Below are 23,977 nucleotides of genomic sequence, written 5' to 3'. Positions count from 1 at the left end.
AGGATATTTTTAGCCAGATGAAGAATGGATCGGAGTTGAAGGAACGGGTGGTGGAGCAGGCCCTTGGCGAGGGGTTTGTGGCGTGTCGGGTGTGCCGCCCTTGGGATGTGCCTCAGCTGGCCGGAAGGTTGGAGGCGTTTCTGCAGGCCGGTTATCATGGGCAGATGGGGTGGATGGCGGAACGGAGCCATTGGCGGGGTGATCCTTCAGCGCTATGGCCTGAGGCGCGGTCGGTGATCATGCTGGCCGAGAGTTATACGCCTGAACATGATCCGACTGAGGTTTTAGCGCATCCTGAGTTAGGGGCGATTTCTGTCTATGCGCAGAACAAGGATTATCATGATCTGGTCAAGAAGCGCCTGAAACGGTTGGCGCGGTGGCTGATTGCCGAAGGGGGCGGTGACGTGAAGGTGTTTGTCGACACCGCGCCAGTGCCTGAGAAGGCATTGGGGCAGGCCGCCGGGTTGGGCTGGCAGGGCAAGCACACCAATCTGGTCAGTCAGGATTGGGGCAACTGGGCCTTTTTAGGGTCTGTTTTTACCACATTGGACTTGCCCGTGGATGGGGCGGAGGTTGATCATTGCGGATCGTGCCGGGCCTGTTTGGACGCTTGCCCGACGGACGCGTTTCCTGCGCCTTACCAGTTGGATGCGCGCCGTTGTATCTCATACCTGACCATCGAGCATAAAGGGCCGGTTGATGAGGATCTGCGGGCGTTGTTGGGCAACCGTATTTATGGCTGCGATGACTGTCTGGCGGCCTGCCCCTGGAACAAGTTTGCGGTTGCGGCCAGCGATCTGCGCTACGCGGCACGGGAAGAGTTGAAGGCTCCTCCGCTTGCAGAACTGGCGGTTTTGGATGATGCGGCGTTCCGATTGATGTTTTCTGGCTCGCCGATCAAGCGAATCGGGCGCGATCGGTTTGTGCGCAATGTGCTCTATGCGATTGGCAATTCTGATCAGCCAGCGCTCAGGCCAGTTGCGCAGGGTCTGACCGATGATCCCGATCCGACCGTTGCGGATGCAGCGCGCTGGGCAGTGGCGCGGTTGTCGTAAACGGGCTGGACGCGCCGCAGGAAAACGCTACACCCGATTCTGGCGAACAGATGGAGGACCCGATGGCGCTGGCTTTGGGGGTGGATACGGGCGGGACCTATACGGATGCGGTGCTGATCCGGGATGAGCGTGAGGTGATTGCCTCGGCCAAATCCCTGACCACGCGGGCGGATCTGGCGATCGGGGTGGGCCGGGCAGTCTCGGCTGTGCTTGAGATAGCCAACATTGCGCCGGATCAGATCTGCATGGCGTCGCTGTCGACCACCTTGGCCACCAATGCTCTGGTCGAGGGGCAGGGCGGGCGCGTGGCCTTGATCTATGTTGGCTTTCGCGAAAGCGATTTGGAAAGGCATGGGCTGCGGGATGCGCTGAAGGGAGACCCGGCTTTGGTGCTGGCCGGAGGGCACAATCATGCCGGAGGGCAGGCTGCCGAACTGGATGTCGCGAGGCTTGAAGCCTTTTTAGACTCACATACGGGCATCTCCGGCTATGCGGTTGCGGCGCAGTTTGCCACAAGAAATCCCGCGCATGAATTGGAAGTGGCCCGCGTGATTTCCGAGCGTACCGGTATTCCGGTCACCTGTTCGCATCACCTGTCGGCCAAGCTAAACGGGCCGAAACGGGCGGTGACGGCGGTGTTGAATGCCCGGTTGATCGGGATGATCGACCGGCTGATCGGGCGCGCGCAGGACCAGCTGCTGGCACAGGGGATCACTGCGCCGATGATGGTCGTGCGCGGTGACGGCGCGTTGATGAGCGCCGAGCAGGCGCGCGAACGGCCCATTGAGACCATTCTAAGCGGGCCCGCCGCGTCAATTGTAGGCGCACGCTGGCTGACCGAGGCTGAGAATGCGCTGGTGTCGGATATCGGGGGTACCACAACAGATGTGGCTCTGATCCGCGATGGGAAGCCTGCGATTGATCCGGCAGGCGCGCAGGTCGGTGGCTTTCGCACCATGGTTGAGGCGGTGGCGATGCGCACCCATGGTCTGGGCGGCGACAGTCAGGTGCATGTGGTCACCGAAGGCCTGGGTGGCGGTGTCTTCCTTGGACCGCGCCGGGTGTTGCCGGTGTCGCTGATTGCAACCGAGGCCCCTGAGGTGGTGCATGCGGCGCTGGATGAACAACTGCGCGCCACGACCGTGGGGGAGCATGACACCCGGTTTGCGCGTCGGGTTCCGGGTATCCCTGCCGAAGGGATAGGCCCGCGTGAGGCCGTCTTGTTAGAACGCCTGGCAGACCGCGTCGTGCCGCTGAGCGGACTGTTGCAGACCCGGATGGAACACGGGGCGTTGAGCCGTTTGGTGGATCGCGGGATTGTGCAGGTCTCGGGCGTGACGCCGTCGGACGCCAGCCACGTTTTGGGGCGGCTTGCGGATTGGGACGTTGACGCTGCGCGCAAGGCGTTGGAACTGGTGGCGCGTAAGCGGGTTGGGTCAGGTGACCGGCTGGCGCAGTCGCCCGAGGCATTGGCGCAGATCATTGTGGATCAGCTGACCGAGCAGACCTCTTTGACCTTGTTAGAGACTGCTTTTGCCGAGGAAAGCAATGGATTCGACTTGCCTGCGAAAGAACTGGCGCGTCATGTTCTGACGCAGCGCGGGTTGGCCAAACATCGCGGGCTGGTCGCGCTGGATACAGCGCTGAACGTGGATGTGGTGGGCCTTGGGGCCTCGGCCCCCAGTTATTACCCAGCGGTCGGAGAGCGGCTGCATTGCAACATGGTGCTGCCGGAACATGCCGGTGTTGCGAATGCCATCGGTGCTGTCGTGGGGCGATTGACGCTGCGGCGGACCGGCACCGTGACCTCGCCTGCCGAAGGCCGCTATCGGGTGCATCTGGAAGAGGGGCCGCAGGATTTCTCGGATTCGAACAGCGCCTTGCAGTTGCTCGAAGATGTGTTGCGGGGTGAGGCTGAAGGTGCGGTGCGTGACGCCGGGGCCGAGGATATCCGTGTGACCGTCGACCGCGACATCCGCACGGCCAAGATCGAAGCACAGGAAGTGTTCGTCGAGGCGCTGATCACCGTCGAGGCCAGCGGACGGCCCCGCGTGGCGGTGGGGTAGCCCCAAGCGGGGCTACCGGACGGTTACTCTGCCGCGCTGGATCGTTTGGGCAGTACCCAATCCGGGCGCGGGAAGTGGCAGGTATAGCCGTTGGGGATGCGCTCCAGATAATCCTGATGCTCGGGCTCGGCTTCCCAGAAGTCACCGACGGGCTCAAGCTCAGTTACGACTTTGCCGGGCCAGATACCGCTGGCATTCACATCAGCAATCGTGTCCTCGGCCACCTGTTTCTGCGCGTCATCCAGGTAGTAAATGGCCGAACGATAGCTCATCCCGCGATCATTGCCCTGACGGTTGATCGTCGTTGGGTCGTGGATCTGGAAAAAGAACTCCAGCAGATCGCGATAGGTAATCTGTGCGGGATCGAACCAGATCTCGATCCCTTCGGCATGGGTGCCATGGTTGCGATAGGTGGCGTTGGGTACGTCCCCTCCGGTATATCCCACACGGGTGCGGGACACGCCCGGCAGTTTACGGATCAGGTCCTGCATACCCCAAAAGCAGCCCCCGGCGAGAACGGCGCGGTGTTCGGTCATCAGATATCCTCCACATGAATCAGGAATTCGCCATAACCTTCAGCCTCCATCTCGTCGCGATGGATGAACCGCAGGGCGGCAGAGTTGATGCAATAGCGCAGCCCGCCATGTTCGCGTGGGCCATCAGGGAACACATGGCCCAGATGGCTGTCGCCATGCTTCGAGCGGACCTCGGTGCGGATCATGCCCAGCGTGCGGTCCTCCAACTCTTCCACATGCTCATGCACGATGGGTTTGGTGAAGCTGGGCCAGCCGCAGCCGGATTCGTATTTGTGGGTCGAGGCGAACAGCGGCTCACCCGAAACGATATCTACATAGATGCCCGGTTCCTTGTTGTTCAGGTGCTTTCCGGTGCCTGGTCGTTCGGTTCCGCTGCGCTGGGTGACATGGAATTCCTCGGGCGACAGGGCGGCGACGGCTTCGGGTGATTTGGAATAGCGGGTCATGGCTCCTCCGATTCTTGGTGCTTTGCTACACTAGATGGGGTTCTGTGGCTGAAAGCAAAGGCTTGTTGAGACGCCTCGCGCAGACGTGCGGCGGTTCAGGTTGGTGTGTTCTCGGGCTGGCGCGACAGTTGGACCGCGAGAATGCCCAGTGTGATGACCAGAACACCGGCCAGATCCAGCGGCCCCAGCTGCTCGCCCAGCAACAGCGCGGCGATGGTGACGCCGAAGACCGGGTTGAGAAAGTGGAACGTTGCCGCCCGGACCGCGCCGATGCGGTCCAGCAGCAGGAACCAGATCAGCGTCGCCACCAGGCCGGGGAACAGGATGGTATAGCTGAAGGCCAGTGCAAAGGGCAGGGTGGGGCGGACATAGATCGTCTCAAGCATCGGCGCGGCAACGAACAGGATCGCGGCGCCGACCAGCATCTGCAGCCCCACCACCATCATGAAATTCCCGCCCGAGGTCGCACCCCGCACCGCCAGCGTGGCGAAGGTCAGCGCCAGCGCCCCGATCCCGCAGAGCAGGACGCCGAACAGGTCAACCCCTGCGCTGATCCGGCTGCTCATGATCAGGGCGACACCGGCAAATCCGGCCAGCAGGCCAAGAATGCCCAGCGGGCGCAGCCTTTCGCCCAGCAGCAACCACCCGGCCAGCGCCACCAGCAGCGGCATCGTCGATGCGATGATCGCCGCCACCGAGGCTTCGACCGTTTGCATGGCATAGAAATTCAGACCCAAATACAGGGCATTTTGGCAGATCCCGAACAGGATGGTGGCCCGCCATTGGCCCCGCGTCAGATGCCAGCTTTGCCCCATAAGCCGCGCGATGGCCACGCCCAGAACGCCTGAGATCAGAAATCGCAGTGCCAGCGAAAACAGCGGCGAGGCGTCGGCCACGATGATCCGGGCCGAGGTGAATGCCGACGACCAGATCAGCGCAAATGCAAGCCCCATGATGATGGCGCGCGGATCCATTTCTGCCTCCCCAATATCCTTGGCGACTGTCACCGGTTTTTCCTGTGATCGCAAGAAAAAGGGGCCGCCCGGCGGCGACCCCCTCATTCTTGCTCACCTGTGGCGGTGATCAGCCGTTGACGCTGTCCTTCAGGGCTTTCGCGATGGTCATTTTGACCACCTTGTCGGCCTCTTTCTTGAACTGTTCGCCGGTGGCGGGGTTGCGCACCATGCGCTCGGGGCGCTCGCGGCAGTAGATTTTACCAACGCCGGGCAGGGTGACGGCGCCACCAGCCGAAACTTCGCGGGTGATCAGGCCGGTCATGGCCTCCAGCGCGGCGTTCGCGGATTTCTTGTCAGTTCCCATTTCCTCAGCGAGAGCAGCCACCAGCTGAGTCTTTGTCATAGGCTTTGCCATTTCTTGGTCTCCTTAACGTGCCCGATAATTTGGGCCTCACCGCGTAACTGTAACGGGATATTGTGGCCGAACACAACGAATAGTAGCACTGAAAACCCTAAAAATATGGGGAAATCGTTGCTTTTTTGCTTCAGAGAAAGGCCGTTTCGTCGAAGGAACGCAATTTCCGGCTGTGCAGACGCTCCAGCGGCATGCCGCGCAGATGTTCCATGGCGCGGATTCCGATGGCCAGATGGCGGCTGACCTGCGTGGTATAGAACGCCGAAGCCATGCCGGGAAGCTTTAATTCGCCATGCAGCGGCTTGTCGGACACGCATAGCAAGGTGCCGTAGGGCACCCGGAAGCGATAGCCATTTGCGGCAATCGTCGCGCTTTCCATATCCAGCGCAATCGCGCGCGACTGACCGAGCCGTTGCACCGGACCGGACTGATCCCGCAGCTCCCAATTGCGGTTGTCGACCGAGGCGACCGTGCCGGTGCGCATGATCCGCTTCAACTCATAGCCTTCCAGCCGGGTCACTTCGGCCACCGCCTGTTCCAGTGCCACCTGAACCTCGGCCAGCGGCGGGATCGGAACCCAGACGGGCAGGTCATCGTCCAACACCTTGTCCTCGCGCAGATAGGCATGGGCCAGAACAAAATCCCCCAGCGCCTGCGTGTTGCGCAGCCCGGCACAGTGGCCGACCATCAGCCAGGCATGGGGGCGCAGCACGGCGATATGGTCGGTGGCGGTTTTGGCGTTCGACGGCCCGACCCCGATATTGACCAACGTGATCCCTGACCCATCTGCGCGTTTCAGGTGATAAGTCGGCATCTGCGGCAGTTTCAGGGGCTGCTCGATCGGGGTGTTCGCATCGGTGATCTCGACATTCCCGGTTGAGACAAAGCTGGTATAGCCGCTGTCGGGGTCAGCCAGCTGGGTGCGGGCGTAGTTCTCGAATTCCGAGACGTAGAACTGGTAGTTGGTGAACAGAACGTGGTTCTGAAAATGGCTCGGGTCGGTTGCCGTATAATGCGACAGGCGCGCCAGAGAGTAATCGACGCGCTGGGCGGTGAACAAAGCCAGCGGCCCGGTGCCATTGTCGGGTTCGTGCACGCCGTTGACGATGTCATCATTCGTGGTGTTCAGGTCCGGCACATCAAAAGCATCGCGCAGGGTGAACCCCGCGGGCCCCTGCTGCAGCGCGCTCATCTCGGCATTGTTGGCGACCGCGAAGTGCACCGGGATCGGCGTGTCGGATGCGCCGATGGTGACGGGTTGGTCATGGTTCTTGATCAGTAGCGCGATCTGCTGGACCAGGTAGGACCGGAACAGATCGGGCCGCGTCACGGTGATCGCATGGGTGCCGGGTTCCGAGACGTGACCAAAGCTCAGCCGACTGTCGACCTGCGCGTAGGATGACGTTTTGATGCGTATTTCCGGGTAATAGGCTCTGAATCGTTCGGTCGGAGCGCCATCGCGCATGGCCATGGCAAAGCTGTCACACAGGAAGTTGGTGGCTTGATTGTACAGTTCCTCCAGCCGCGCAACGGCGGCTTCGGGGTCGGTAAATGTTTCGGCCAACGGGGCCTCGGGCGTATTGATAATGGTCATGCAAGCGGTTCCAGAAGGTCTATCTTTTCGAATGTGCGCACATCCACCAGCCCAAGGTCCGAGATCCGCAGTTCCGGGATCACCACAAGGGCCAGCAACGAGTGCTGCATGTAAGCGTTGTTCAATTGGCAGCCGCAGGCCTGCATCGCCTCGACCATCTTTTGCGCCTTGGCGGCCACCTCGGTGGCGGGGCTGTCGGACATCAGGCCTGCAATGGGCAGTTCCACCAGCGCCAGTTCTTCGCCATCGCGGAAAATCGTGATACCGCCGCCCACTTCGGCCAGCCGGTTGGCCGCCAGTGCCATCTGTTCGCGGTCGGTGCCGACGACAATCATATGGTGGCTATCATGCGCCACGGTCGAGGCCATGGCCATGCGCCCCTGATACCCGAACCCCGAGACAAAGGCATTGGTCACCCCACCCGTGGCGCGATGCCGTTCCACCAGCGCGATCTGGCAGACATCGCCCTCGCCCTCGACCAGCCCGCCGATGATCGGCAATTCGGCCTTCAGTGCCTGCGTGGGGGCTTGGTTTTCGACCACACCGATGACGTTGGCCCTGACGCGGTTGGCGCCTGCGGGGGCGGCGATCTCGAAATCGGTGCCTTTCAGCGCATGACCCAGATGCACCGTATTGCGCGCAGTCGTGGGCCAGTTCAGATGCGGGCAATCCACTGTGATCTTACCCTCTTCGGCAACGATCTGCCCCCGGGCGATCACCGTCTCAATCGGCAACTCTGTCAGGTCCGAGGTCAGGATCACATCCGCGCGCCGTCCGGGGGTGATCGAGCCGATCTCGCGCTCAAGCCCGAAATGGGTCGCGGTGTTCAGCGTTGCCATCTGCAGCGCAACCAGAGGATCGCACCCGCAGGCAATCGCATGCCGCACCACGCGGTTCATGTGCCCGTCATTGATCAGAGTGCCCGAATGGCAATCATCGGTGCACAGAATGAAGTTGCGCGGGTCCAGACCTTTCTCGGTCACGGCCGTAATCTGGCTTTCCACGTCGTACCAAGCAGAACCCAGCCGCATCATCGACCGCATCCCCTGCCGCACCCGTGCGATGGCGTCTGCCTCGCACGTACCTTCGTGATCGTCTGCGGGGCCTCCGGCCACGTAAGCTGCAAAATCAGACCCTAAATCAGGCGAAGCATAGTGACCGCCCACGGTTTTACCGGCCCGCTGCGTTGCCGCGATCTCGGCCAGCATCTTCGGGTCGCCATGGATCACCCCGGGAAAGTTCATCATCTCACCCAGTCCGATGATACCGGGCCAGGCCATCGCCTCGGCCACATCCTCGGCGGTGATCTCATAGCCGGTGGTCTCAAGCCCCGGGGCCGAGGGCGCGCAGGACGGCATCTGAGTGAAGATATTCACCGGCTGCAGCAACGCCTCATCATGCATCAGCCGAACGCCCTCTATGCCCAGCACATTGGCGATCTCATGCGGGTCGGTGAACATTGAGGTGGTGCCATGCGGGATCACAGCGCGGGCGAACTCCGCCGGGGTCAACATTCCGGATTCTATATGCATGTGCGCATCACACAGCCCGGGGATCATATAGCGGCCTTGCGCTTCGATGATCTGTGTCTCAGGACCCGTACAATGCGCGGCATCGGGTCCGACATAAGCCACCCGCCCGGCGGCAATGGCTATATCGTGATCGGGCAGCAGCTCGCGGGTGTGCACGTTTACCCAAACACCGCCACGGATGACCATATCAGCCGCTTCGCGACCTGCGGCAACAGCGATAAGGCGGGGGGCGGTGTCGGGCCAACTGGGGAAAGTCTTGTATTCCATGGCCCAACTTTCCCGAATGCGGCGGAAGGTGCAACCCCCCGCCGCGCACCTATCATGAAATCATCACAATAGCTGAATAATGCACCAACCGCAGCGCGTCAGCGCTGCCACCCCCAACCAGACGAGAGGCCCCGCAGGGGCCGCGACGATGGGCGGGAGCGCCCCGTTCTAGTCTGATACATCCGCCGCGATTTCCGTGCGTATCCAATCGGCAAAAGCAACCGCACCGGGGTTTTCTTCGGCTTGGGGTGACAGCAGCAGGTAATAAGCCTCGGGCATCTCGGCGCGATGGGAGAAGGGCGCGACCAGTTGGCCCTGGTCGATCAGGTGCCGGGCGATAGTGTCATGGGCCAGACACAGCCCCCCGCCCGCCATGGCGACCGACAGGCTGACCAGATAGGTGGTGGAGTAGGTGATTGGCGGATTTCCCCAATTTAGACCCTTATCTTCGGCCCACCCCGCCCAGTTCGACAGCAGGTTCGAGCAGTCGAACAGCGGTTGCTGCTGCAGGTCTTCCAGCGTCACGGGGAACCCCGGCGCGCAGACCGGATAATAGTGATCGGTCCGCAGCAGCTCGGTCCGCACGGTGTCGGCGGGGCGCAGGGAATAGCGGATTTCAACCGCAGCGCCCTCGGCCATTTCGCGGGGCTCCCAAAGCTCAGTAAAGATGTTCAGGTGCACCTCGGGATGCTGCGCCCGAAACTTGGGCAGTCGTGGGGCCAGCCAGTTGACAGCGAAGGTGATGTTGCTTTGCACCTGCACCGCGTTTTGCTGCGCTCCGGTTACAGCCTGAGTGCCGCGTACGAGCGTGCGAAAGGCATCGCGCACGACGGGCAGATAGGTGATGCCTGCCTCGGTCAGCTCCAGCGCGCGGGGGCGGCGCAGGAACAGGGGCTGTCCCAGATACCCCTCCAGCGACTTGATCTGCTGGCTGACCGCGCTTTGGGTCATGTTCAGATCCCGCGCTGCGCCGGTAAAAGAAAGATGCCGGGCCGCGGCCTCGAACGTGCGCAACCACCCCAGCGGAGGAAGCTGTTTCTGCATCAGCATAACCTTGTCATTAGTTTTGCTAATGAAATAGGCGTGTTTTTTTCGTTGGTCAAACTTTCCCGGCGCGGGCACGATTTTCCAAACCTTGAAGGAGCCCGCCATGACCGTCGCCAACCTGCGCCCCAACATGGATCACTGGCCTGAACGCGTCGACATGGCCGCCGCCTTTCGCTGGACTGAACGGCTGAATATGCACGAAGGCGTGGCCAATCATTTCAGTCTGGCGGTGAATCCGGGCGGGACGCAGTTTCTGATGAATGCAAATCAGATGCATTTCTCACGCGTGACGGCCTCGAACCTGCTGCTGCTGGACGCCAATGATCCTGCGGTGATGGACCAGCCCGGGGCACCGGACCCGACCGCGTGGGGGCTGCACGGATCGATTCACCGCCATTGCCCGCACGCGCGCTGCGTCATGCATGTGCATTCGATCTTTGCGACGGTTCTGGCCTCGCTGGCCGACAGTTCGCTGCCGCCGATCGACCAGAACACGGCCACGTTCTACAACCGCTATGTCATCGATGAGGAATTCGGCGGGTTGGCCTTCGAAAGCGAAGGCGCGCGCTGTGCCGCGATGCTGTCGGACCCACAGAACAAGGTCATGATCATGGGCAATCACGGGGTTCTGGTGATTGGCGAGAACCCGGCAGATGCCTTTAATAGGCTCTATTATTTCGAACGCGCGGCGGAAACCTATATCCGCGCCCTGCAGACCGGTCAGCCCCTGCGCGTCCTGTCGGATGAAATCGCCGAGAAAACCGCGCAAGAGCTGGACGACTATCCCGGTCAGGCTGAGGCGCATCTGCGTGAGATCAAGGCCGTACTGGATGCCGAAGGCTCGGACTACGCAACCTGACGACTCTGCAAGGAGCATCTGCCATGACCGATATTCATGATCCGGAAGCTGCACGTTGGCATTATCGCCCCGACGGGCCCGTTGGGCTGAACCCGTTGTTCAACTGGCCCCCGCGCCCGATGGCGGTGCTGCGTTGGTACCGCGGGGCCTGGCTGCCGCTGACCGCACTGACCCTGTGCATGGTGCTGGCCCTGATCGCATATCTAGTGTTTTTCCCTGCATTAGAGACGATGCAGAGCTTTGCACCCGGCTGGATGTTTCGCATCTGGCTGCTGAATATGGTGCCGCAAATCCTTGTGGCCGGAGGACTGCACTGGTGGCTGTACATGCGCAAGGGCCAGGGCATGTACAAGAAGTTCGACCGCCGGGACCTGACCCGCGACAACGGAACCTTCACCTTCCGCAATCAGGTGTGGGACAACATCTGGTGGACGCTGGGCAGCGCCATGACCGTGGCGACGGTGTATCAATGGGTGATCTTCTGGGCGATGGCCAATGCCTATGTACCGGTTATCACATGGGCCGCAGCGCCGGTCTGGTTCGTGATCTGGATGCTATTCATCCCGATGTGGTCGGGGCTGCATTTCTATTGGGTGCACCGGCTGGAACATCACCCGAAGCTATATAAGCATGTCCATGCCGTGCATCACCGCAACGTCAACATCGGCCCGTGGTCCGGTATTTCGAACCACTGGTTCGAGAACATGCTGTATTTCACCACTTATTTCATCCACCTGATCGTGCCCTCGCATCCGCTGCATGTGCTGTTTCACGTCTATTTTCAGCAGATCAGCCCGGTTCTGTCCCATTCCGGGTTCGAAAAGCTGAAGGCCGGGGAAACCGACGCCGCCCGGGCCGGAGATTTCTTCCATCAGCTGCATCACCGGTATTTCGAATGCAATTACGGCACGTCTGAGATCCCGTTCGACAAGTGGTTCGGCACCTATCACGACGGCTCGGCCGAGGCGACCGTGCGGACGCGGGCCTACAAGAAGCAGATGTATACCTAGCGCCGCGACCGCAGCGCCCGCGGTGTGGTGTTGAACTCGGCACGAAAAGCGCGGGTCAGGGCGCTTGGGTTCTCATAGCCCGCGCGTAAGGCGATTTCGCTGACGGTCAGGTCGGTCTCGGCCACCAGCTTGCGCGCCAGGTTCAACCGCAAACGGCGATAAACGCGGGCCGGTCCGGCCCCGAGGTCTGACCCCATCCGTGCCTCGAGCATCTTTTGCGACCGTCCGACGCGCCGGGCGATCTCGGGTATCGGCAGGGGCGCTTCCAGATGTTCCTGCATCAGGGCCAGCGCCGCGTTCACGTCGCGGCTGGCCGATCCGGCCCCGCCGATATGCGACCGGGCCGAATCGCGCGTCATGAACATCTGCGCCACTTCTAACGCCAGGGCCTGCCCATGATCACGGCCAATCAGATGCGTCACCAGATCGAAGGCCGCCATCGCTCCGGAACAGGTGATCCGGTCGCGGTCGATGACAAAACGCTCGCGGCAGGTGTCGACCTCCGGAAAGCGTTCGGCAAAGCGGGTCAGCTCCTCCCAATGGATCGTGGCGCGATGCCCGTCCAGCAAGCCCGCCAGCGCCAGCAGCCAGCTGCCGGTGTCCAGCCCGGCAAGGGTGCCAAACCGCCCCGCCGCCGCACGCAGACCGGCCTGGGTGGGCCAGCCGCCATGGGTCTGAAAGCCATAAGACGGCATCACCATCAGCATCTCGCCCGAGGCTTCGTGCAGAACCCCGTGTGGCGCGACCTGCAAGCCCGAGGACGAGGTGACCGCACCCGGCCCCAGCGACAGAAACTGCCAGTCATAGACCCGTCGTCCTGCCAGCGTGTTCGCGGCGCGCAGCGGCTCGACCGTGTTGGCCAGGCAATGGTTGGAAAAGCCGTCAAACAGAAGGACGCCGATATGTTGCATCTCAGATGAGGATTTCTGCCAAACATGCATCACAAATGTCTAAACCTGCATGATCAAGCCTGCAAGCCACGTCACACTGAATCCAGTTTCAGATGCGGAGTATCCCCGATGCAATATGGCCTGACCAACGAGCAGGAGATGATCGCCGCGACCGTGCGCAGCTTTGTCGAGAACGAGATCTATCCGCATGAGGCCATGGTGGAACGGACCGGCGAGGTCCCGCGCGAGATTGCCGACGAGATCAGGCGCAAGACGCTTGAGTTGGGGTTTTACGCCTGCAACTTTCCCGAAAGCGTTGGCTGCGCCGGGCTGAGCCATCAGGATTTCGCCCTGGTCGAGCGGGAACTGGGTCGGGGCTCGATGGCGCTGACGCATTTTTTTGGCCGCCCGCAGAACATCCTTATGGCTTGCGAAGGCGATCAGGTCGAACGCTACCTCATGCCCGCGGTTCGGGGTGAGAAGATGGACGCGCTGGCCATGACCGAACCCGGCGCGGGGTCGGATGTGCGCGGCATGTCGTGCTCGGCCGTGCGCGACGGGGGCGACTGGGTGGTGAACGGGACCAAGCATTTCATTTCGGGTGCGGAACATGCGGATTTTGTCATCGTCTTTGTGGCGACGGGCGAAGATCAGACTCTAAAAGGGCCAAAAAAGCGGATCACGACCTTTCTGGTGGATCGGGACACGCCGGGTTTCACCATCCGCGACGGCTATCGCTCGGTCAGCCACCGGGGCTATAAGAACATGGTGCTGGACTTCGACGATTGTCGCCTGCCGCAGGCACAGGTTCTGGGCGAGGTCGATGGCGGGTTCGATGTGATGAACACCTGGCTTTATGCCACGCGCATCACTGTCGCTGCGATGTCGGTCGGGCGCGCGCGCCGGGCGTTTGACTATGCGCTGGACTATGCCGCCACCCGCGAACAGTTCGGCCAGACGATCGGGCGGTTTCAGGGTGTCAGCTTTCAGATCGCCGATATGATCACCGAGATCGACGCTGCCGATTTGCTGACACTGGCGGCGGCGGACCGGTTGGACAAGGGGCTGCCCGCAAACCGTGAGATCGCCTCGGCCAAGCTATATGCGTCCGAGATGCTGGCCCGGGTGACGGATGCGGCCATTCAGATCCACGGTGGGATGGGCCTGATGGACGACTATCCGCTGGAACGCTTCTGGCGCGACGCAAGGGTCGAGCGCATATGGGACGGCACCAGCGAAATTCAACGCCACATCATCAGCCGCGATCTTCTGCGGGCGCTGGGTGCGTGATGCGGACCGACCCGCTGAGGCGGCTGCTGAGGCCAGCGTGGCTGGCGGTGATCGGCGGCGGGGCTTGGTGCGATGCGGTGATCCGGCAGGCACGCGGGCTGGGCTTTTCGGGGGATATCTGGCCGGTCCACCCCAAGGCCGCCTTGGTGGGTGGTCTGCCGGTCTATCCACGCATCGAAGACCTGCCGCAGCCGCCTGATGCGGCCTTTATCGGGATCAACCGGCAGGCGACGGTTCAGGCGGTCGCTGCTTTGCGGCGGATCGGTGCCGGTGGCGCAGTCTGCTTTGCTTCGGGCTTTACCGAGGCGCAGGCCGAGGATGATCAGGCCCGGGATCTGCAGGCGCAGCTGGTCGCCGCAGCCGGGGATATGCCGATACTTGGGCCCAATTGCTATGGTTTCGTGAATGCTCTGGACCGGGTCGCCATCTGGCCTGATCAGCACGGGATGAAACCGTTGGATCGGGGCGTGGCGATCCTGACCCAAAGCTCGAACATCGCGATCAACATGACGATGCAGCGCCGGGCCCTGCCGCTGGCTTTCATGATGACCTGCGGAAATCAGGCGCAGACCCATCAGGCCGATGTTGCTGCGGCCCTGTTGGACGATAACCGGATAACAGCCATCGGCGTCCACATCGAAGGCTTCGGCGATTTGCGCAAATGGGAGTCACTGGCGGCCAAAGCCCGTTCGCGCGCCATCCCCATTGTCGCGCTGAAAATGGGTCGGTCGGCACAGGCACGGGCGGCGACGGTGTCGCATACCGCGTCTCTGGCCGGGCAGGATGCAGGTGCGCAGGCTTTTCTGGACCGACTGGGCATTGCGCGGCTGGACGATGTACCGGGGTTTCTCGAGACGCTGAAACTGCTGCATGTCACCGGCCGGCTTCCCGGCAATGGTCTAGCGGCGATCAGCTGTTCGGGGGGTGAGGCGAGCTTGACCGCCGACATGGCTGTCGGGCGCGATCTGCGCTTTCCGCCGTTGACAGAGGCTCAGACAGTCGATCTGCGCGGGGTTCTGGGGCCATTAGTGGCGCTGGCCAATCCGCTGGATTACCACACCTATATCTGGCGCGACACCGATGCGATGACCCGGGCCTGGTCGGGGATGGCGGGGCCTGATGTAGCTCTAACGCTGGCAGTTGTTGATTATCCGCACACCGATGCAACCGATTGGGAGGCCGCGACCCAGGCGGCGCTGAACTGTCGGGCCGCGGGTCAGCCCTTTGCCGTGGCCGCCACCTTGCCCGAACTGATGCCCGAACCCACCGCGCAGCGCCTGATGGCTGGTGGCGTTGTGCCTTTTTCCGGTCTGCACGAGGCGCTGGCTGCCATCGAGGCCGCAGCCCGCCCCGATCCGGGCCCGACCGATCCGGTCCTGCTGCCCGCGCGCGGCGATGTAGATCAGACCTTGTCCGAGGCGCAGGCCAAGGCTGCGCTTTCGCAGTTCGGGGTGCCCGTCCCGCGACGCGTTGTGACCAGTCCCGAAACCGCCGCCGAGGCTGCGCGGGGCTTAACGCCGCCCTTCGCAGTCAAAGGTCTGGGTCTTGCGCATAAGTCCGAGCAAGGGGCCGTTCGGCTGGGCGTTTTGCCCGGGGAAGTGGCCCACGCGGTCGCGGGCATCGGCACCGAGGAGGTTCTGATCGAAGAGATAGTCCCGGATGGGGTGGCCGAACTGCTGGTCGGCGTTACCCGTGATCCGGCGCATGGCTATGTTCTGACCTTGGGCGCGGGCGGCGTGCTGACCGAGATCATGCGCGACACCCGATCCCTACTGATCCCTGCGCCGCGGGGGGCGCTGCGGGCCGCGCTGGGGTGTTTGGCCTGTGCGCCTCTGCTGAGTGGCTATCGCGGCAAGCCCGCGGCTGACATGGAGGCAGTTCTGGATGCAATAGAGAGCGTCCAGCGCTATGTTATTGCCAACGCCGAAACCGTTGGCGAAGTTGAAATCAACCCGCTGATCTGCACGCCCGGGGGGGCGGTTGCGGTGGACGCGCTGATCCGAAAGGCAAGCTCATGAACCCGATCCGGACCCGCCGAGATGGCGCCATACTCGAGGTCACGCTGGACCGCCCCAAGGCAAATGCCATTGATCTGGCCACCAGCCGGATCATGGGCGAGGTGTTCCGCGATTTCCGCGACGATCCCGATTTGAGGGTGGCGATCCTGACCGGCGGCGGCGACAGGTTCTTTTGCCCGGGCTGGGATCTGAAAGCTGCCGCCGAAGGGGACGCGGTTGACGGCGATTACGGTGTTGGCGGGTTTGGCGGCTTGCAGGAACTGCGCGACCTCAACAAGCCGGTGATCGCGGCGGTTAACGGTATCGCTTGCGGTGGCGGGCTGGAACTGGCGCTGAGCGCGGACATGATCCTGGCGGTCGAGCAGGCCCGGTTCGCCCTGCCCGAGATCCGCTCGGGGACGGTGGCCGATGCGGCCAGCGTCAAGCTGCCCAAGCGCATCCCCTATCACATCGCCATGGAGCTGCTCTTGACGGGGCGGTGGTTCGACGCCGCCGAGGCGCAGCGCTGGGGGCTGGTGAATGAAGTCTTGCCGGCTGATCAGTTGATGGATCGCGCATGGGAGCTGGCCCGGTTGCTGGCCAGCGGGCCGCCACTGGTCTACGCGGCGATCAAAGAAGTGGTGCGCGAGGCCGAGGATTCCAAGTTTCAGGACATCATGAACCGGATCACCAAACGGCAATTGGCCACGGTGGATGTGCTTTACGGGTCCGAGGACAATCTGGAAGGCGCACGGGCTTTTGCCGAGAAACGTGATCCTCTGTGGAAAGGACGGTAGGGGGCGCTGCCCCCGCCCAGCCCCGGATGGGGCTGGCCTCCCCCGAAGTATTTTTCAACAGAAGAAGGGGGGGTCAGGTTTTTTCGAATGTGGCGATTTGTGCCGTGTCGGTCTTGTTCGGGCCTGCTGCGAGATCGCCATAGATTCGGACTTCGGACAGGGACAGGTTGGTGATCTGGTTGTTTTCGAGGCGGCCGAGCGCGTCAGCAAAGCCTTGAGTTTCGAAGTGTCTGGCGTTGATGGACAGCGCAAATTGCGCGCCGGGGCGCGCGGCGCGCAGCAGGGCGGGCAGGACTTCGGGGCCCAGGTGACCGTGGGTGAAGGTGCCCGAGGAGACGATGCCCGCATAGCTGTCGCGCGGGACCGGCAGGCCCTGATTGAGATCCGCCTCGATCGCGTCGCGGTAGATGTCCTTGCGCATGGCCTGATCCAGCATCTCGCCGCTGATATCGGTGGCATCGATGGGCCCGACGCCGAGACCTGCCAGAATTGCACCGCACAGGCCGGTGCCCGCGCCCACGTCCAGAACCGGGCCCTGACCGCCCGCCGCCACAAAGGCGCGGGCGGTATGGATGTGAAGCTGATAGTCCTCGAGCGCGGCAAAGCCGTCATCATAATCCCCGGCCCATTCGGCGTAGAGGCGCCGGTTGTCCTCGGGCGATTTCAGCGCATAGGCGGCCTGTAGGTTGGGGGTTTTGTCGCTCATGTTTCCATGAAGGCGCATCGGGGGATTCGAATCAAGTGCGTCCATCCGGCGCTTGCATCCCCGGAGCTGGGGGATCATCAAAGGGGCATGACACAGTTTTTGTTCTCTTTTGGCCATGGCTATTCAGCGCGGGCGCTGTCACGGCGGCTGCCTTCGGAGGAATGGCGGATCGTCGGAACAAGCCGCGATGCAAAGCAGCTTGGGGCCATTCGCGACTCGGGTGCTGAACCAGTTGTCTGGCCCGGCGCGCGACCCGATCTGGACGGGGTCACGCATCTGCTTATCTCCACCGCGCCCACGGCAGAGGGTGATCCGGTTCTGGCTGAGTTGGGGGATGAGATTGCCGCCCGTGCGGGGCAGTTCCGCTGGGTCGGTTATCTGTCCACCACGGCCGTTTATGGTGACCATCAAGGGGGGTGGGTGGACGAGACCACGCCGCCCGCGCCAACAGCGGCGCGAGGCCGCTGGCGGGTTGATGCAGAGCAGCAATGGGCGGGGATACCTGGCCTGCCGCTGCATATCTTTCGTCTGGCCGGTATCTACGGGCCGGGCCGGGGGCCGTTTTCAAAGCTTCGCCGGGGCGGGTTGCGGCGCATCATCAAGCCCGGGCAGGTGTTTTCGCGCATTCATGTCGAGGATATCGCGCAAGTTCTGGCTGCCTCGATGGCGCGGCCTGATCCGGGGGCGATCTATAATGTCTGCGATGACGAGCCGGTGCCACCTCAGGATGTGATCGGCTATGCTGCCGAGCTGCAGGGGCTGCCCTTGCCACCTGCCGTGGCCTTTGATGAGGCCGATCTGACCCCGATGGCGCGGAGCTTTTACAATGAAAACAAGCGTGTTCGGAATGATCGGATCAAGGCTGAACTGGGGGTTTCGCTGCTGTATCCGAATTACAGGGTGGGTCTTGAGGCGCTGATGCAGGAACAGGGCGGGGATCGTGGGTGATCCCGACCGCTTGTCAACGAAACGCTGTGAGTTGTAAGGGGTGAGGGATGGATGACCGCTCTGCGCCTTTGAAGATCACCGTATCGACCCTGACGCGACAGCGCCCCGGGATGCTGGCCGCGTTGATCCAAAGCTGGGGTGAGATGGCGATCCCGCCTGATTGCAGCGTCCGGTGTCTGGTGGTGGAGAACGATACCTCTCCGTTCAGCGAGGCGACTGTGCGAGGGGCCGGTGCGGCCCTGCCCAACGGGGCTGGTCTGGACTATGTGCTTGAGACCGAGCCGGGGATTCCCTTTGGCCGCAACCGCGCCGCGCGCGAGGCGCTGGCGGCCGGGTCCGACCTGCTGTGTTTTGTCGATGATGATGAGGTTGTGGCCCCCGACTGGCTTGAGCGGCTGGTGGCGGGATACCGCAGCAGCTCGGCGGTTTTGCTGGGCGCACCCTTGCGGGCGGCGCTCCCGTCCGGCGGTGAGACGGCGCTGCAGCGGCTGATGTTGCGCAATATTTCCAACCGTTATCTGGATAAGGAACGCGCGGCGGCGCGCCGGGCCACGCTGAACGACACGGGCGGCGTGACCATCGTTACCAATAACTGGCTGGGCGAGACGCGGCTGTTTCGGGACACGGGCCTCTGGTTCGATCAAACCATGCGCATGACCGGTGGCACGGATGCCAAATTCTATGCCGAGACGGTGGCCGCTGGGTTGCCCGTGGGATGGGTTCCGGATGCGTTTGTCTATGAGACCATCCCGCCCGAGAGGCTGTCGTTCTGGTATCAGGCCGCGCGCGGGCGGGACCAGTCGAACACGCACATGCGCCGCAAGCTGGACCAAAAGCCGGCGCGCGCGCTGCTGGGGTTTCTCAGCGCACCCTTGCGGCTGATCGCCCTGCTGGGGGCCGTGCTTTTGTTTCCGTTCCAGCCCGACCGGCGGCTTATTCAGATTGCCCGGGGCGCGGGCTGGCTGGTGGGCGTGCTGGGGATACCGTTCGGATATAAATCCGCGCTTTACAAGAAGGTGAGCGGGCACTGACGCGGCGGTTGCCGCGCCGTTGTGCCAGGTTCAGGCGGCGGTGATCAGGTCAGCGGCTTTTTCCGCAATCATGATCGTAGGGGCATTGGTATTGCCAGAGACCAGCGTCGGCATGACCGAGGCATCGACCACCCGCAATCCCTGAACTCCGTGCACTCGTAGGTCGGGGCCGACCACGGCCATGTCATCGATGCCCATCTTGCAGGTGCCGGCCGGGTGATAGATCGTGTCGGCCCGGGCGCGGATGTGGCTTTCCCAATCCGCATCCGTCTGCGCGGTATCGGTGCCGAACATCTCTTTGTGCCGATAGGGGGCCAGCGCCGGGGCTTGCAATATCTCGCGCGTCATCCGTGCGCCTCGGATCATGGTTTCCAGATCGCGAGGATCAGACAGGAAATCCGGGTCGATGGCGGGGGCGGCCAGAGGATCGGCGCTGTGCAGCCCGACGGTGCCGCGGCTTTCGGGGCGCAGTTTGCAGATGTGGCAGCTATAGCCATAGCCCATATGCAGCTTGCGGGCATGGTCGTCGACCAGCGCGATGGTAAAGTGCAACTGAATATCGGGCCGGTCCAGATCGGATGTGGTTTTAAGAAAGGCCGCGCCCTCGGCAAACGGGGTGGCGGCCATCGATACGCCGGATTTGCGCCAGCGCATCAGGTGGCCCAGCAGCCGCGCAGACCCGACTGGGCCGATGCCGAACGTGTCGGTGTCACGGGTCTTATAAGCCAGCGTGAAGTCCAGATGATCCTGCAGGTTCTGCCCCACTCCCGGCAGGTCGTGGCGCACGGCGACCCCGTGTTGGGTCAGAGCCGCCCCGTCGCCGATGCCGGACAGCATCAACAGATGCGGAGATTTGAGCGCCCCGCCGCACAGCAAAACCTCGCGCCGCGCGGTCACGGTTACGTCGGTGCCCTTTCGATAGACCACGCCTGTGGCGCGTTTGCCGTCAAAGGTCAGGCGCTGGGCGTGGGCCCCGGTGATGACCGTCAGATTGGGCCGCTGCATCACCGGAAACAGATAGGCCGCAGCGGCCGAGCAGCGCTCGCCATTGTGGGCCGGGTCGTGGAACTGCGTCACTTGATAGAGGCCCACGCCCTCGTTGTCGCCACGGTTGAAGTCTTCCGTCCGCCGGTGCTGCATCTGGGTGGCGGCCTCGACAAAGGCGTGGGTGATGGGGCGTTCCTGTTTCTGGTCCGAGACGTGCAAGGGGCCGGCATCGCCGTGCAGGTCATCCCCGCCGCGTTCGTTATGCTCGGCGCGCTTAAAATAGGGCAGCACGCTGTCCCAGTCCCAGCCGTCGCAGCCCAGATCGGCCCAGCCGTCGTAATCCTGACGTTGCCCGCGCACATAAAGCATGGCGTTGATCGCGCTGGACCCTCCCAGCGCCTTGCCGCGCGGCTGATACCCTTTGCGCCCGTTCAGCCCCGGCTGGGGTACGGTCTCGAACGCCCAGTTGTTGATCTTTGGCCTCCCCGGAAGCATCGCCACCACCGCAGCGGGCATCCGCACCAGCAGGCTGTCTCCGCGTCCCCCGGCCTCGAGCAGGCAGACGCTGACATCGGGGTTGGCGCTCAGCCGGTTGGCCAGAACGCAGCCCGCCGAGCCGCCGCCGACGATTACATAGTCATAAGTCATTCCCGATCCCCTGTGACGCGGTGCCCGATCTGACTGTTCACCGCCGCCCGCGCGCAGGAAAGCGGAACGCTGCGTCACTGGGATCACATTCAATAGTTTTTGATTATGAAAACCATCAAGAAACAACATTTTTTTAGATGGCTTTGATTTGATACAGCTTGGCCCAGACAAGAAGAACGAGTCGCCGATGCGAGTTTCCGCCAGTATTGCAAATCGCCCCGCTGCGCCTTTGCGCAGCCCGCTTGCGGTTTGCGGGATGGGCGGTATCGTTCGACCCTGTTGTTCACATTGGATTTGACCGCGCGACGCACACAAGCCTCAGCCAGGAATTGGAGATTAATATGGACGGAAGCGACACCCCCAACATGGGCAAATGCCCGGTAATGCATGGCGCCGAGGCCCGGACCAACCGGGACTGGTGGCCGAACCAGCTGAACCTGTCGATTCTGCACCAGCATGGCGCAGCCTCGAACCCTATGGGTGAGGCGTTCAACTATGCTGAGGCGTTTAAGCAGCTCGACCTGCAGGCGCTGAAGGATGACCTCTATGCGCTGATGACCGACTCGCAGGATTGGTGGCCCGCGGATTACGGGCACTATGGCGGGTTGTTCATCCGCATGGCGTGGCACGCGGCTGGCACCTATCGCACTGCGGATGGCCGCGGCGGCGGCTCGACCGGGAACCAGCGGTTTGCGCCGCTGAACAGCTGGCCGGACAATGGCAACCTGGACAAGGCGCGTCGCCTGCTGTGGCCGATCAAGCAGAAATACGGCAACCAGATTTCGTGGGCGGACCTGTTCATTCTGGCTGGCAACTGCGCGATCGAATCCATGGGTGGCAAGACCTTCGGCTTTGCTGGCGGTCGTGAAGACATCTGGGCCCCCGAAGAAGACATCTATTGGGGGACCGAGACCGAATGGTTGGCCCCGACCGATAACCCGCACAGCCGCTATTCCGGCAAGCGTGATCTGGAAAACCCGCTGGCCGCTGTGCAGATGGGCCTGATCTATGTAAACCCCGAAGGCCCGGATGGAGAGCCGAACGTGTTGGCCTCGGGCCGCGATATCCGCGACACCTTTGCCCGGATGGCGATGAATGACGAGGAAACCGTAGCGCTGGTCGCCGGAGGCCACACCTTTGGCAAGGCGCATGGTGCCGGTGATCCCGGACTGGTCGGCCCCGAACCCGAGGCCGCCCCGATGGAAGCCATGGGCTTTGGCTGGATCAACGATTTCGGCAGCGGCAAGGGCGATGACACCACAACCAGCGGTATCGAGGGCGCCTGGACCGCGAACCCGGTCAAATGGGACAATGGCTATTTCGACCTGCTGTTCGGCTATGACTGGAACCTGACCAAAAGCCCCTCGGGCGCGTGGATCTGGGAGCCGGTGGGCGTCAAGGACGAAGACATGGCCCCGGCGGCGCATGATCCGTCCAAGAAGGTCAAGACCATGATGACCACCGCCGATATGGCGATGCGCATGGACCCGATCTATGGCCCGATCTCGAAGCGGTTCCACGAAAACCCCGAAGAGTTCGCCGATGCCTTCGCCCGCGCGTGGTTCAAGCTGACCCACCGCGACATGGGCCCGCGCTCGCGCTATCTGGGGTCCGAGGCCCCGACCGAGGAACTGCTGTGGCAGGACAACGTGCCCGCCGTTGATCACGAGCTGATCGACGACGCGGATGCGGCGGACCTCAAGGCCAAGATTCTGGCCACCGGACTGTCGGTGTCGGAACTGGTGTCGACCGCATGGGCCTCAGCCTCGACCTATCGGGGCTCGGATATGCGCGGCGGCGCCAACGGTGCCCATGTGCGTCTGGCCCCGCAGAAGGACTGGGACGTCAACGAGCCGCTGAAACTGGCCAAGGCGCTTGAGGCGCTGGAAGGTGTGCAGGCAGTGTTCAATGCTGCGCAATCCGGCGGCAAGAAAGTCTCGCTGGCTGATGTCATCGTGCTGGGCGGTGCGGCGGCCATCGAACAGGCGGCCAAGGCAGCCGGTCAGGATGTCGACGTGCCCTTCACCCCGGGCCGCACCGATGCCGCGCAAGAGCAGACGGATGTGGACAGCTTCGCGGTGATGGAGCCCATCGCCGACGGCTTCCGCAACTACCTGCGCAAGGAATACTCGGTCCCGGCCGAGGCGCTGCTGGTCGACAAGGCGCAGCTGCTGACCTTGTCCGCGCCCGAGATGACCGCGCTGGTTGGCGGGATGCGCGTTCTGGGCGCCAACTTCGGCGGCACCTCGCATGGTGTGTTCACCGACCGTGTCGGTACACTCAGCACCGACTTCTTCGTGAACCTGCTGGATATGGGGACCGAGTGGAAGCCGTCGGGTGACGGTATCTATGAGGGCCGCGACCGCGCCAGCGGCGACGTGAAGTGGACCGGCACCCGTGTTGACCTGGTCTTTGGCTCGAACTCGCAATTGCGGGCGCTGGCCGAGGTCTATGGTCAGGACGATGCGGGCGGCAAATTCGTCTGCGATTTCGTCTCGGCCTGGAACAAGGTCATGAACGCAGATCGGTTCGATCTGGATTAAACACCCCTACCACTCACTGAACCACGCCGCCTTGGGAAACCTTGGCGGCGTTTTCTATTGGTGAGTCCGAGGGCGGAAGACCGGCATGCGATGCGATTCCATTCATTCTTGTGATTTGGGCTGCCGAAAAGACGTATTCCGAGAGCTGCGCGTGTTGAATTTTAAAGGTAACCTGTTGTTTTCATTAAGGTGGTGAAGAATCTGGCAGGAAATTCAAAGTTTTTTCAAAATGGGGGTTGCAGGTCCCGGACCCAATCCGTAAATACCCCTTCACCGGCGCAGCTGAGGTTGTTGTTGGGACGCTGGAGACGGCGGGGACGGACCGGAGAGACGGTTGAGACGCATCGGAGAGACGGT

The 23,977-nt window shown here is 62.6% G+C and carries 20 protein-coding genes; 10 read left to right on the top strand and 10 right to left on the bottom strand.

Features of this window, described 5'->3' with window-relative positions; all coding sequences use genetic code 11:
• Window positions 1-17 precede the first annotated feature (17 nt).
• Together queG and ACR0J1_RS14620 are read left to right on the top strand one after the other, a co-directional pair.
• Complete coding sequence (queG, locus tag ACR0J1_RS14625) at window positions 18-1,055, top strand: tRNA epoxyqueuosine(34) reductase QueG (RefSeq protein ID WP_480733706.1); 1,038 nt, start codon at window positions 18-20, stop codon at window positions 1,053-1,055.
• Between the two features lie 62 nt (window positions 1,056-1,117).
• Complete coding sequence (locus tag ACR0J1_RS14620) at window positions 1,118-3,121, top strand: hydantoinase/oxoprolinase family protein (RefSeq protein ID WP_480733705.1); 2,004 nt, start codon at window positions 1,118-1,120, stop codon at window positions 3,119-3,121.
• Window positions 3,122-3,144: 23 nt separating this feature from the next.
• On the opposite strand, the gene msrA is transcribed toward ACR0J1_RS14620, so the two are convergent.
• The 7 genes from msrA to ACR0J1_RS14585 all read right to left on the bottom strand — a co-directional run bounded on the left by msrA (window position 3,145) and on the right by ACR0J1_RS14585 (window position 9,911).
• Window positions 3,145-3,657 (bottom strand): peptide-methionine (S)-S-oxide reductase MsrA, encoded by a 513-nt coding sequence (msrA, locus tag ACR0J1_RS14615; protein WP_480733704.1) that lies wholly within the window; start codon window positions 3,655-3,657, stop codon window positions 3,145-3,147.
• Window positions 3,657-4,103, bottom strand: coding sequence for a peptide-methionine (R)-S-oxide reductase MsrB (gene msrB, locus ACR0J1_RS14610; protein ID WP_480733703.1), 447 nt, complete (start codon window positions 4,101-4,103; stop codon window positions 3,657-3,659). The genes msrA and msrB overlap by 1 nt, the downstream gene beginning before the upstream one ends.
• 95 nt (window positions 4,104-4,198) lie before the next feature.
• Complete coding sequence (locus tag ACR0J1_RS14605) at window positions 4,199-5,077, bottom strand: DMT family transporter (protein WP_480733702.1); 879 nt, start codon at window positions 5,075-5,077, stop codon at window positions 4,199-4,201.
• 109 nt (window positions 5,078-5,186) lie between these two features.
• A complete protein-coding gene (locus ACR0J1_RS14600) occupies window positions 5,187-5,474 on the bottom strand; it encodes an HU family DNA-binding protein (protein WP_010442901.1) in 288 nt (95 codons plus the stop codon).
• Between the two features lie 130 nt (window positions 5,475-5,604).
• Window positions 5,605-7,068: an AMP nucleosidase gene (locus ACR0J1_RS14595; RefSeq protein ID WP_480733701.1), complete on the bottom strand. Its 1,464-nt coding sequence runs from the start codon at window positions 7,066-7,068 to the stop codon at window positions 5,605-5,607.
• Window positions 7,065-8,867 (bottom strand): adenine deaminase, encoded by a 1,803-nt coding sequence (ade, locus tag ACR0J1_RS14590; RefSeq protein ID WP_480733700.1) that lies wholly within the window; start codon window positions 8,865-8,867, stop codon window positions 7,065-7,067. The genes ACR0J1_RS14595 and ade overlap by 4 nt, the downstream gene beginning before the upstream one ends.
• A 168-nt stretch (window positions 8,868-9,035) precedes the next feature.
• Window positions 9,036-9,911, bottom strand: a complete 876-nt coding sequence (locus tag ACR0J1_RS14585) for a LysR family transcriptional regulator (protein WP_480733699.1) — start codon at window positions 9,909-9,911, stop codon at window positions 9,036-9,038.
• 106 nt (window positions 9,912-10,017) lie between these two features.
• On the opposite strand from ACR0J1_RS14585, the gene ACR0J1_RS14580 reads away from it, so the two are divergent.
• Complete coding sequence (locus ACR0J1_RS14580; protein ID WP_480733698.1) at window positions 10,018-10,773, top strand: class II aldolase and adducin N-terminal domain-containing protein; 756 nt, start codon at window positions 10,018-10,020, stop codon at window positions 10,771-10,773.
• Window positions 10,774-10,796: 23 nt separating this feature from the next.
• Window positions 10,797-11,783 (top strand): sterol desaturase family protein, encoded by a 987-nt coding sequence (locus ACR0J1_RS14575; RefSeq protein ID WP_480733697.1) that lies wholly within the window; start codon window positions 10,797-10,799, stop codon window positions 11,781-11,783.
• Here ACR0J1_RS14575 and ACR0J1_RS14570 read toward each other — a convergent pair.
• A complete protein-coding gene (locus tag ACR0J1_RS14570) occupies window positions 11,780-12,724 on the bottom strand; it encodes a GlxA family transcriptional regulator (RefSeq protein WP_480733696.1) in 945 nt (314 codons plus the stop codon). The genes ACR0J1_RS14575 and ACR0J1_RS14570 overlap by 4 nt on opposite strands.
• Window positions 12,725-12,802: 78 nt before the next feature.
• Between ACR0J1_RS14570 and ACR0J1_RS14565 the strand changes: the two genes are divergently transcribed.
• From ACR0J1_RS14565 to ACR0J1_RS14555, 3 genes are read left to right on the top strand one after another with little or no spacing between them, the layout of a single operon-like run.
• Window positions 12,803-13,963: an acyl-CoA dehydrogenase family protein gene (locus ACR0J1_RS14565; RefSeq protein ID WP_480733695.1), complete on the top strand. Its 1,161-nt coding sequence runs from the start codon at window positions 12,803-12,805 to the stop codon at window positions 13,961-13,963.
• Complete coding sequence (locus ACR0J1_RS14560; protein WP_480733694.1) at window positions 13,963-15,981, top strand: acetate--CoA ligase family protein; 2,019 nt, start codon at window positions 13,963-13,965, stop codon at window positions 15,979-15,981. The genes ACR0J1_RS14565 and ACR0J1_RS14560 overlap by 1 nt, the downstream gene beginning before the upstream one ends.
• Window positions 15,978-16,757, top strand: coding sequence for a carnitinyl-CoA dehydratase (locus ACR0J1_RS14555; RefSeq protein WP_480733693.1), 780 nt, complete (start codon window positions 15,978-15,980; stop codon window positions 16,755-16,757). Before ACR0J1_RS14560 ends, ACR0J1_RS14555 begins: the two co-directional genes overlap by 4 nt.
• Before the next feature lie 73 nt (window positions 16,758-16,830).
• Here ACR0J1_RS14555 and ACR0J1_RS14550 read toward each other — a convergent pair whose 3' ends face one another.
• Window positions 16,831-17,463, bottom strand: a complete 633-nt coding sequence (locus ACR0J1_RS14550; protein WP_480733692.1) for a class I SAM-dependent DNA methyltransferase — start codon at window positions 17,461-17,463, stop codon at window positions 16,831-16,833.
• Window positions 17,464-17,550: 87 nt separating this feature from the next.
• Here ACR0J1_RS14550 and ACR0J1_RS14545 point away from each other — a divergent pair, with 87 nt between their 5' ends.
• Window positions 17,551-18,411, top strand: coding sequence for an SDR family oxidoreductase (locus ACR0J1_RS14545; protein WP_480733691.1), 861 nt, complete (start codon window positions 17,551-17,553; stop codon window positions 18,409-18,411).
• Window positions 18,412-18,458: 47 nt separating this feature from the next.
• Window positions 18,459-19,442, top strand: coding sequence for a glycosyltransferase (locus tag ACR0J1_RS14540; RefSeq protein WP_480733689.1), 984 nt, complete (start codon window positions 18,459-18,461; stop codon window positions 19,440-19,442).
• 30 nt (window positions 19,443-19,472) lie between these two features.
• Here the strand turns inward: ACR0J1_RS14540 and ACR0J1_RS14535 are convergent, their stop codons facing one another.
• The gene (locus tag ACR0J1_RS14535) at window positions 19,473-21,077 is read right to left on the bottom strand and encodes a GMC family oxidoreductase (protein ID WP_480733688.1); all 1,605 of its coding nucleotides are present in this window, start codon (window positions 21,075-21,077) and stop codon (window positions 19,473-19,475) included.
• 341 nt (window positions 21,078-21,418) lie between these two features.
• Between ACR0J1_RS14535 and katG the strand changes: the two genes are divergently transcribed.
• Window positions 21,419-23,620: a catalase/peroxidase HPI gene (gene katG, locus ACR0J1_RS14530; RefSeq protein WP_480733687.1), complete on the top strand. Its 2,202-nt coding sequence runs from the start codon at window positions 21,419-21,421 to the stop codon at window positions 23,618-23,620.
• Window positions 23,621-23,977: the final 357 nt, after the last annotated feature.

The organism is Ruegeria sp. CJ3 (genome assembly GCF_056536725.1).
This window is presented reverse-complemented; position numbering and strand designations above follow the sequence as displayed.

Bases quoted from the DNA above. Each gene is read 5' to 3' on its own strand.
- ACR0J1_RS14535 (WP_480733688.1), bottom strand. From the start codon at position 21,077: ATGACTTATGACTATGTAATCGTCGGCGGCGGCTCGGCGGGCTGCGTT.
- ade (WP_480733700.1), bottom strand. From the start codon at position 8,867: ATGGAATACAAGACTTTCCCCAGTTGGCCCGACACCGCCCCCCGCCTT.
- ACR0J1_RS14570 (WP_480733696.1), bottom strand. From the start codon at position 12,724: ATGCATGTTTGGCAGAAATCCTCATCTGAGATGCAACATATCGGCGTC.
- ACR0J1_RS14555 (WP_480733693.1), top strand. From the start codon at position 15,978: ATGAACCCGATCCGGACCCGCCGAGATGGCGCCATACTCGAGGTCACG.
- ACR0J1_RS14550 (WP_480733692.1), bottom strand. From the start codon at position 17,463: ATGAGCGACAAAACCCCCAACCTACAGGCCGCCTATGCGCTGAAATCG.
- ACR0J1_RS14545 (WP_480733691.1), top strand. From the start codon at position 17,551: ATGACACAGTTTTTGTTCTCTTTTGGCCATGGCTATTCAGCGCGGGCG.
- ACR0J1_RS14620 (WP_480733705.1), top strand. From the start codon at position 1,118: ATGGCGCTGGCTTTGGGGGTGGATACGGGCGGGACCTATACGGATGCG.
- ACR0J1_RS14565 (WP_480733695.1), top strand. From the start codon at position 12,803: ATGCAATATGGCCTGACCAACGAGCAGGAGATGATCGCCGCGACCGTG.
- ACR0J1_RS14580 (WP_480733698.1), top strand. From the start codon at position 10,018: ATGACCGTCGCCAACCTGCGCCCCAACATGGATCACTGGCCTGAACGC.
- msrA (WP_480733704.1), bottom strand. From the start codon at position 3,657: ATGACCGAACACCGCGCCGTTCTCGCCGGGGGCTGCTTTTGGGGTATG.
- katG (WP_480733687.1), top strand. From the start codon at position 21,419: ATGGACGGAAGCGACACCCCCAACATGGGCAAATGCCCGGTAATGCAT.
- ACR0J1_RS14595 (WP_480733701.1), bottom strand. From the start codon at position 7,068: ATGACCATTATCAATACGCCCGAGGCCCCGTTGGCCGAAACATTTACC.
- queG (WP_480733706.1), top strand. From the start codon at position 18: ATGAAGAATGGATCGGAGTTGAAGGAACGGGTGGTGGAGCAGGCCCTT.
- ACR0J1_RS14605 (WP_480733702.1), bottom strand. From the start codon at position 5,077: ATGGATCCGCGCGCCATCATCATGGGGCTTGCATTTGCGCTGATCTGG.
- ACR0J1_RS14585 (WP_480733699.1), bottom strand. From the start codon at position 9,911: ATGCAGAAACAGCTTCCTCCGCTGGGGTGGTTGCGCACGTTCGAGGCC.
- ACR0J1_RS14600 (WP_010442901.1), bottom strand. From the start codon at position 5,474: ATGGCAAAGCCTATGACAAAGACTCAGCTGGTGGCTGCTCTCGCTGAG.
- msrB (WP_480733703.1), bottom strand. From the start codon at position 4,103: ATGACCCGCTATTCCAAATCACCCGAAGCCGTCGCCGCCCTGTCGCCC.
- ACR0J1_RS14575 (WP_480733697.1), top strand. From the start codon at position 10,797: ATGACCGATATTCATGATCCGGAAGCTGCACGTTGGCATTATCGCCCC.
- ACR0J1_RS14540 (WP_480733689.1), top strand. From the start codon at position 18,459: ATGGATGACCGCTCTGCGCCTTTGAAGATCACCGTATCGACCCTGACG.
- ACR0J1_RS14560 (WP_480733694.1), top strand. From the start codon at position 13,963: ATGCGGACCGACCCGCTGAGGCGGCTGCTGAGGCCAGCGTGGCTGGCG.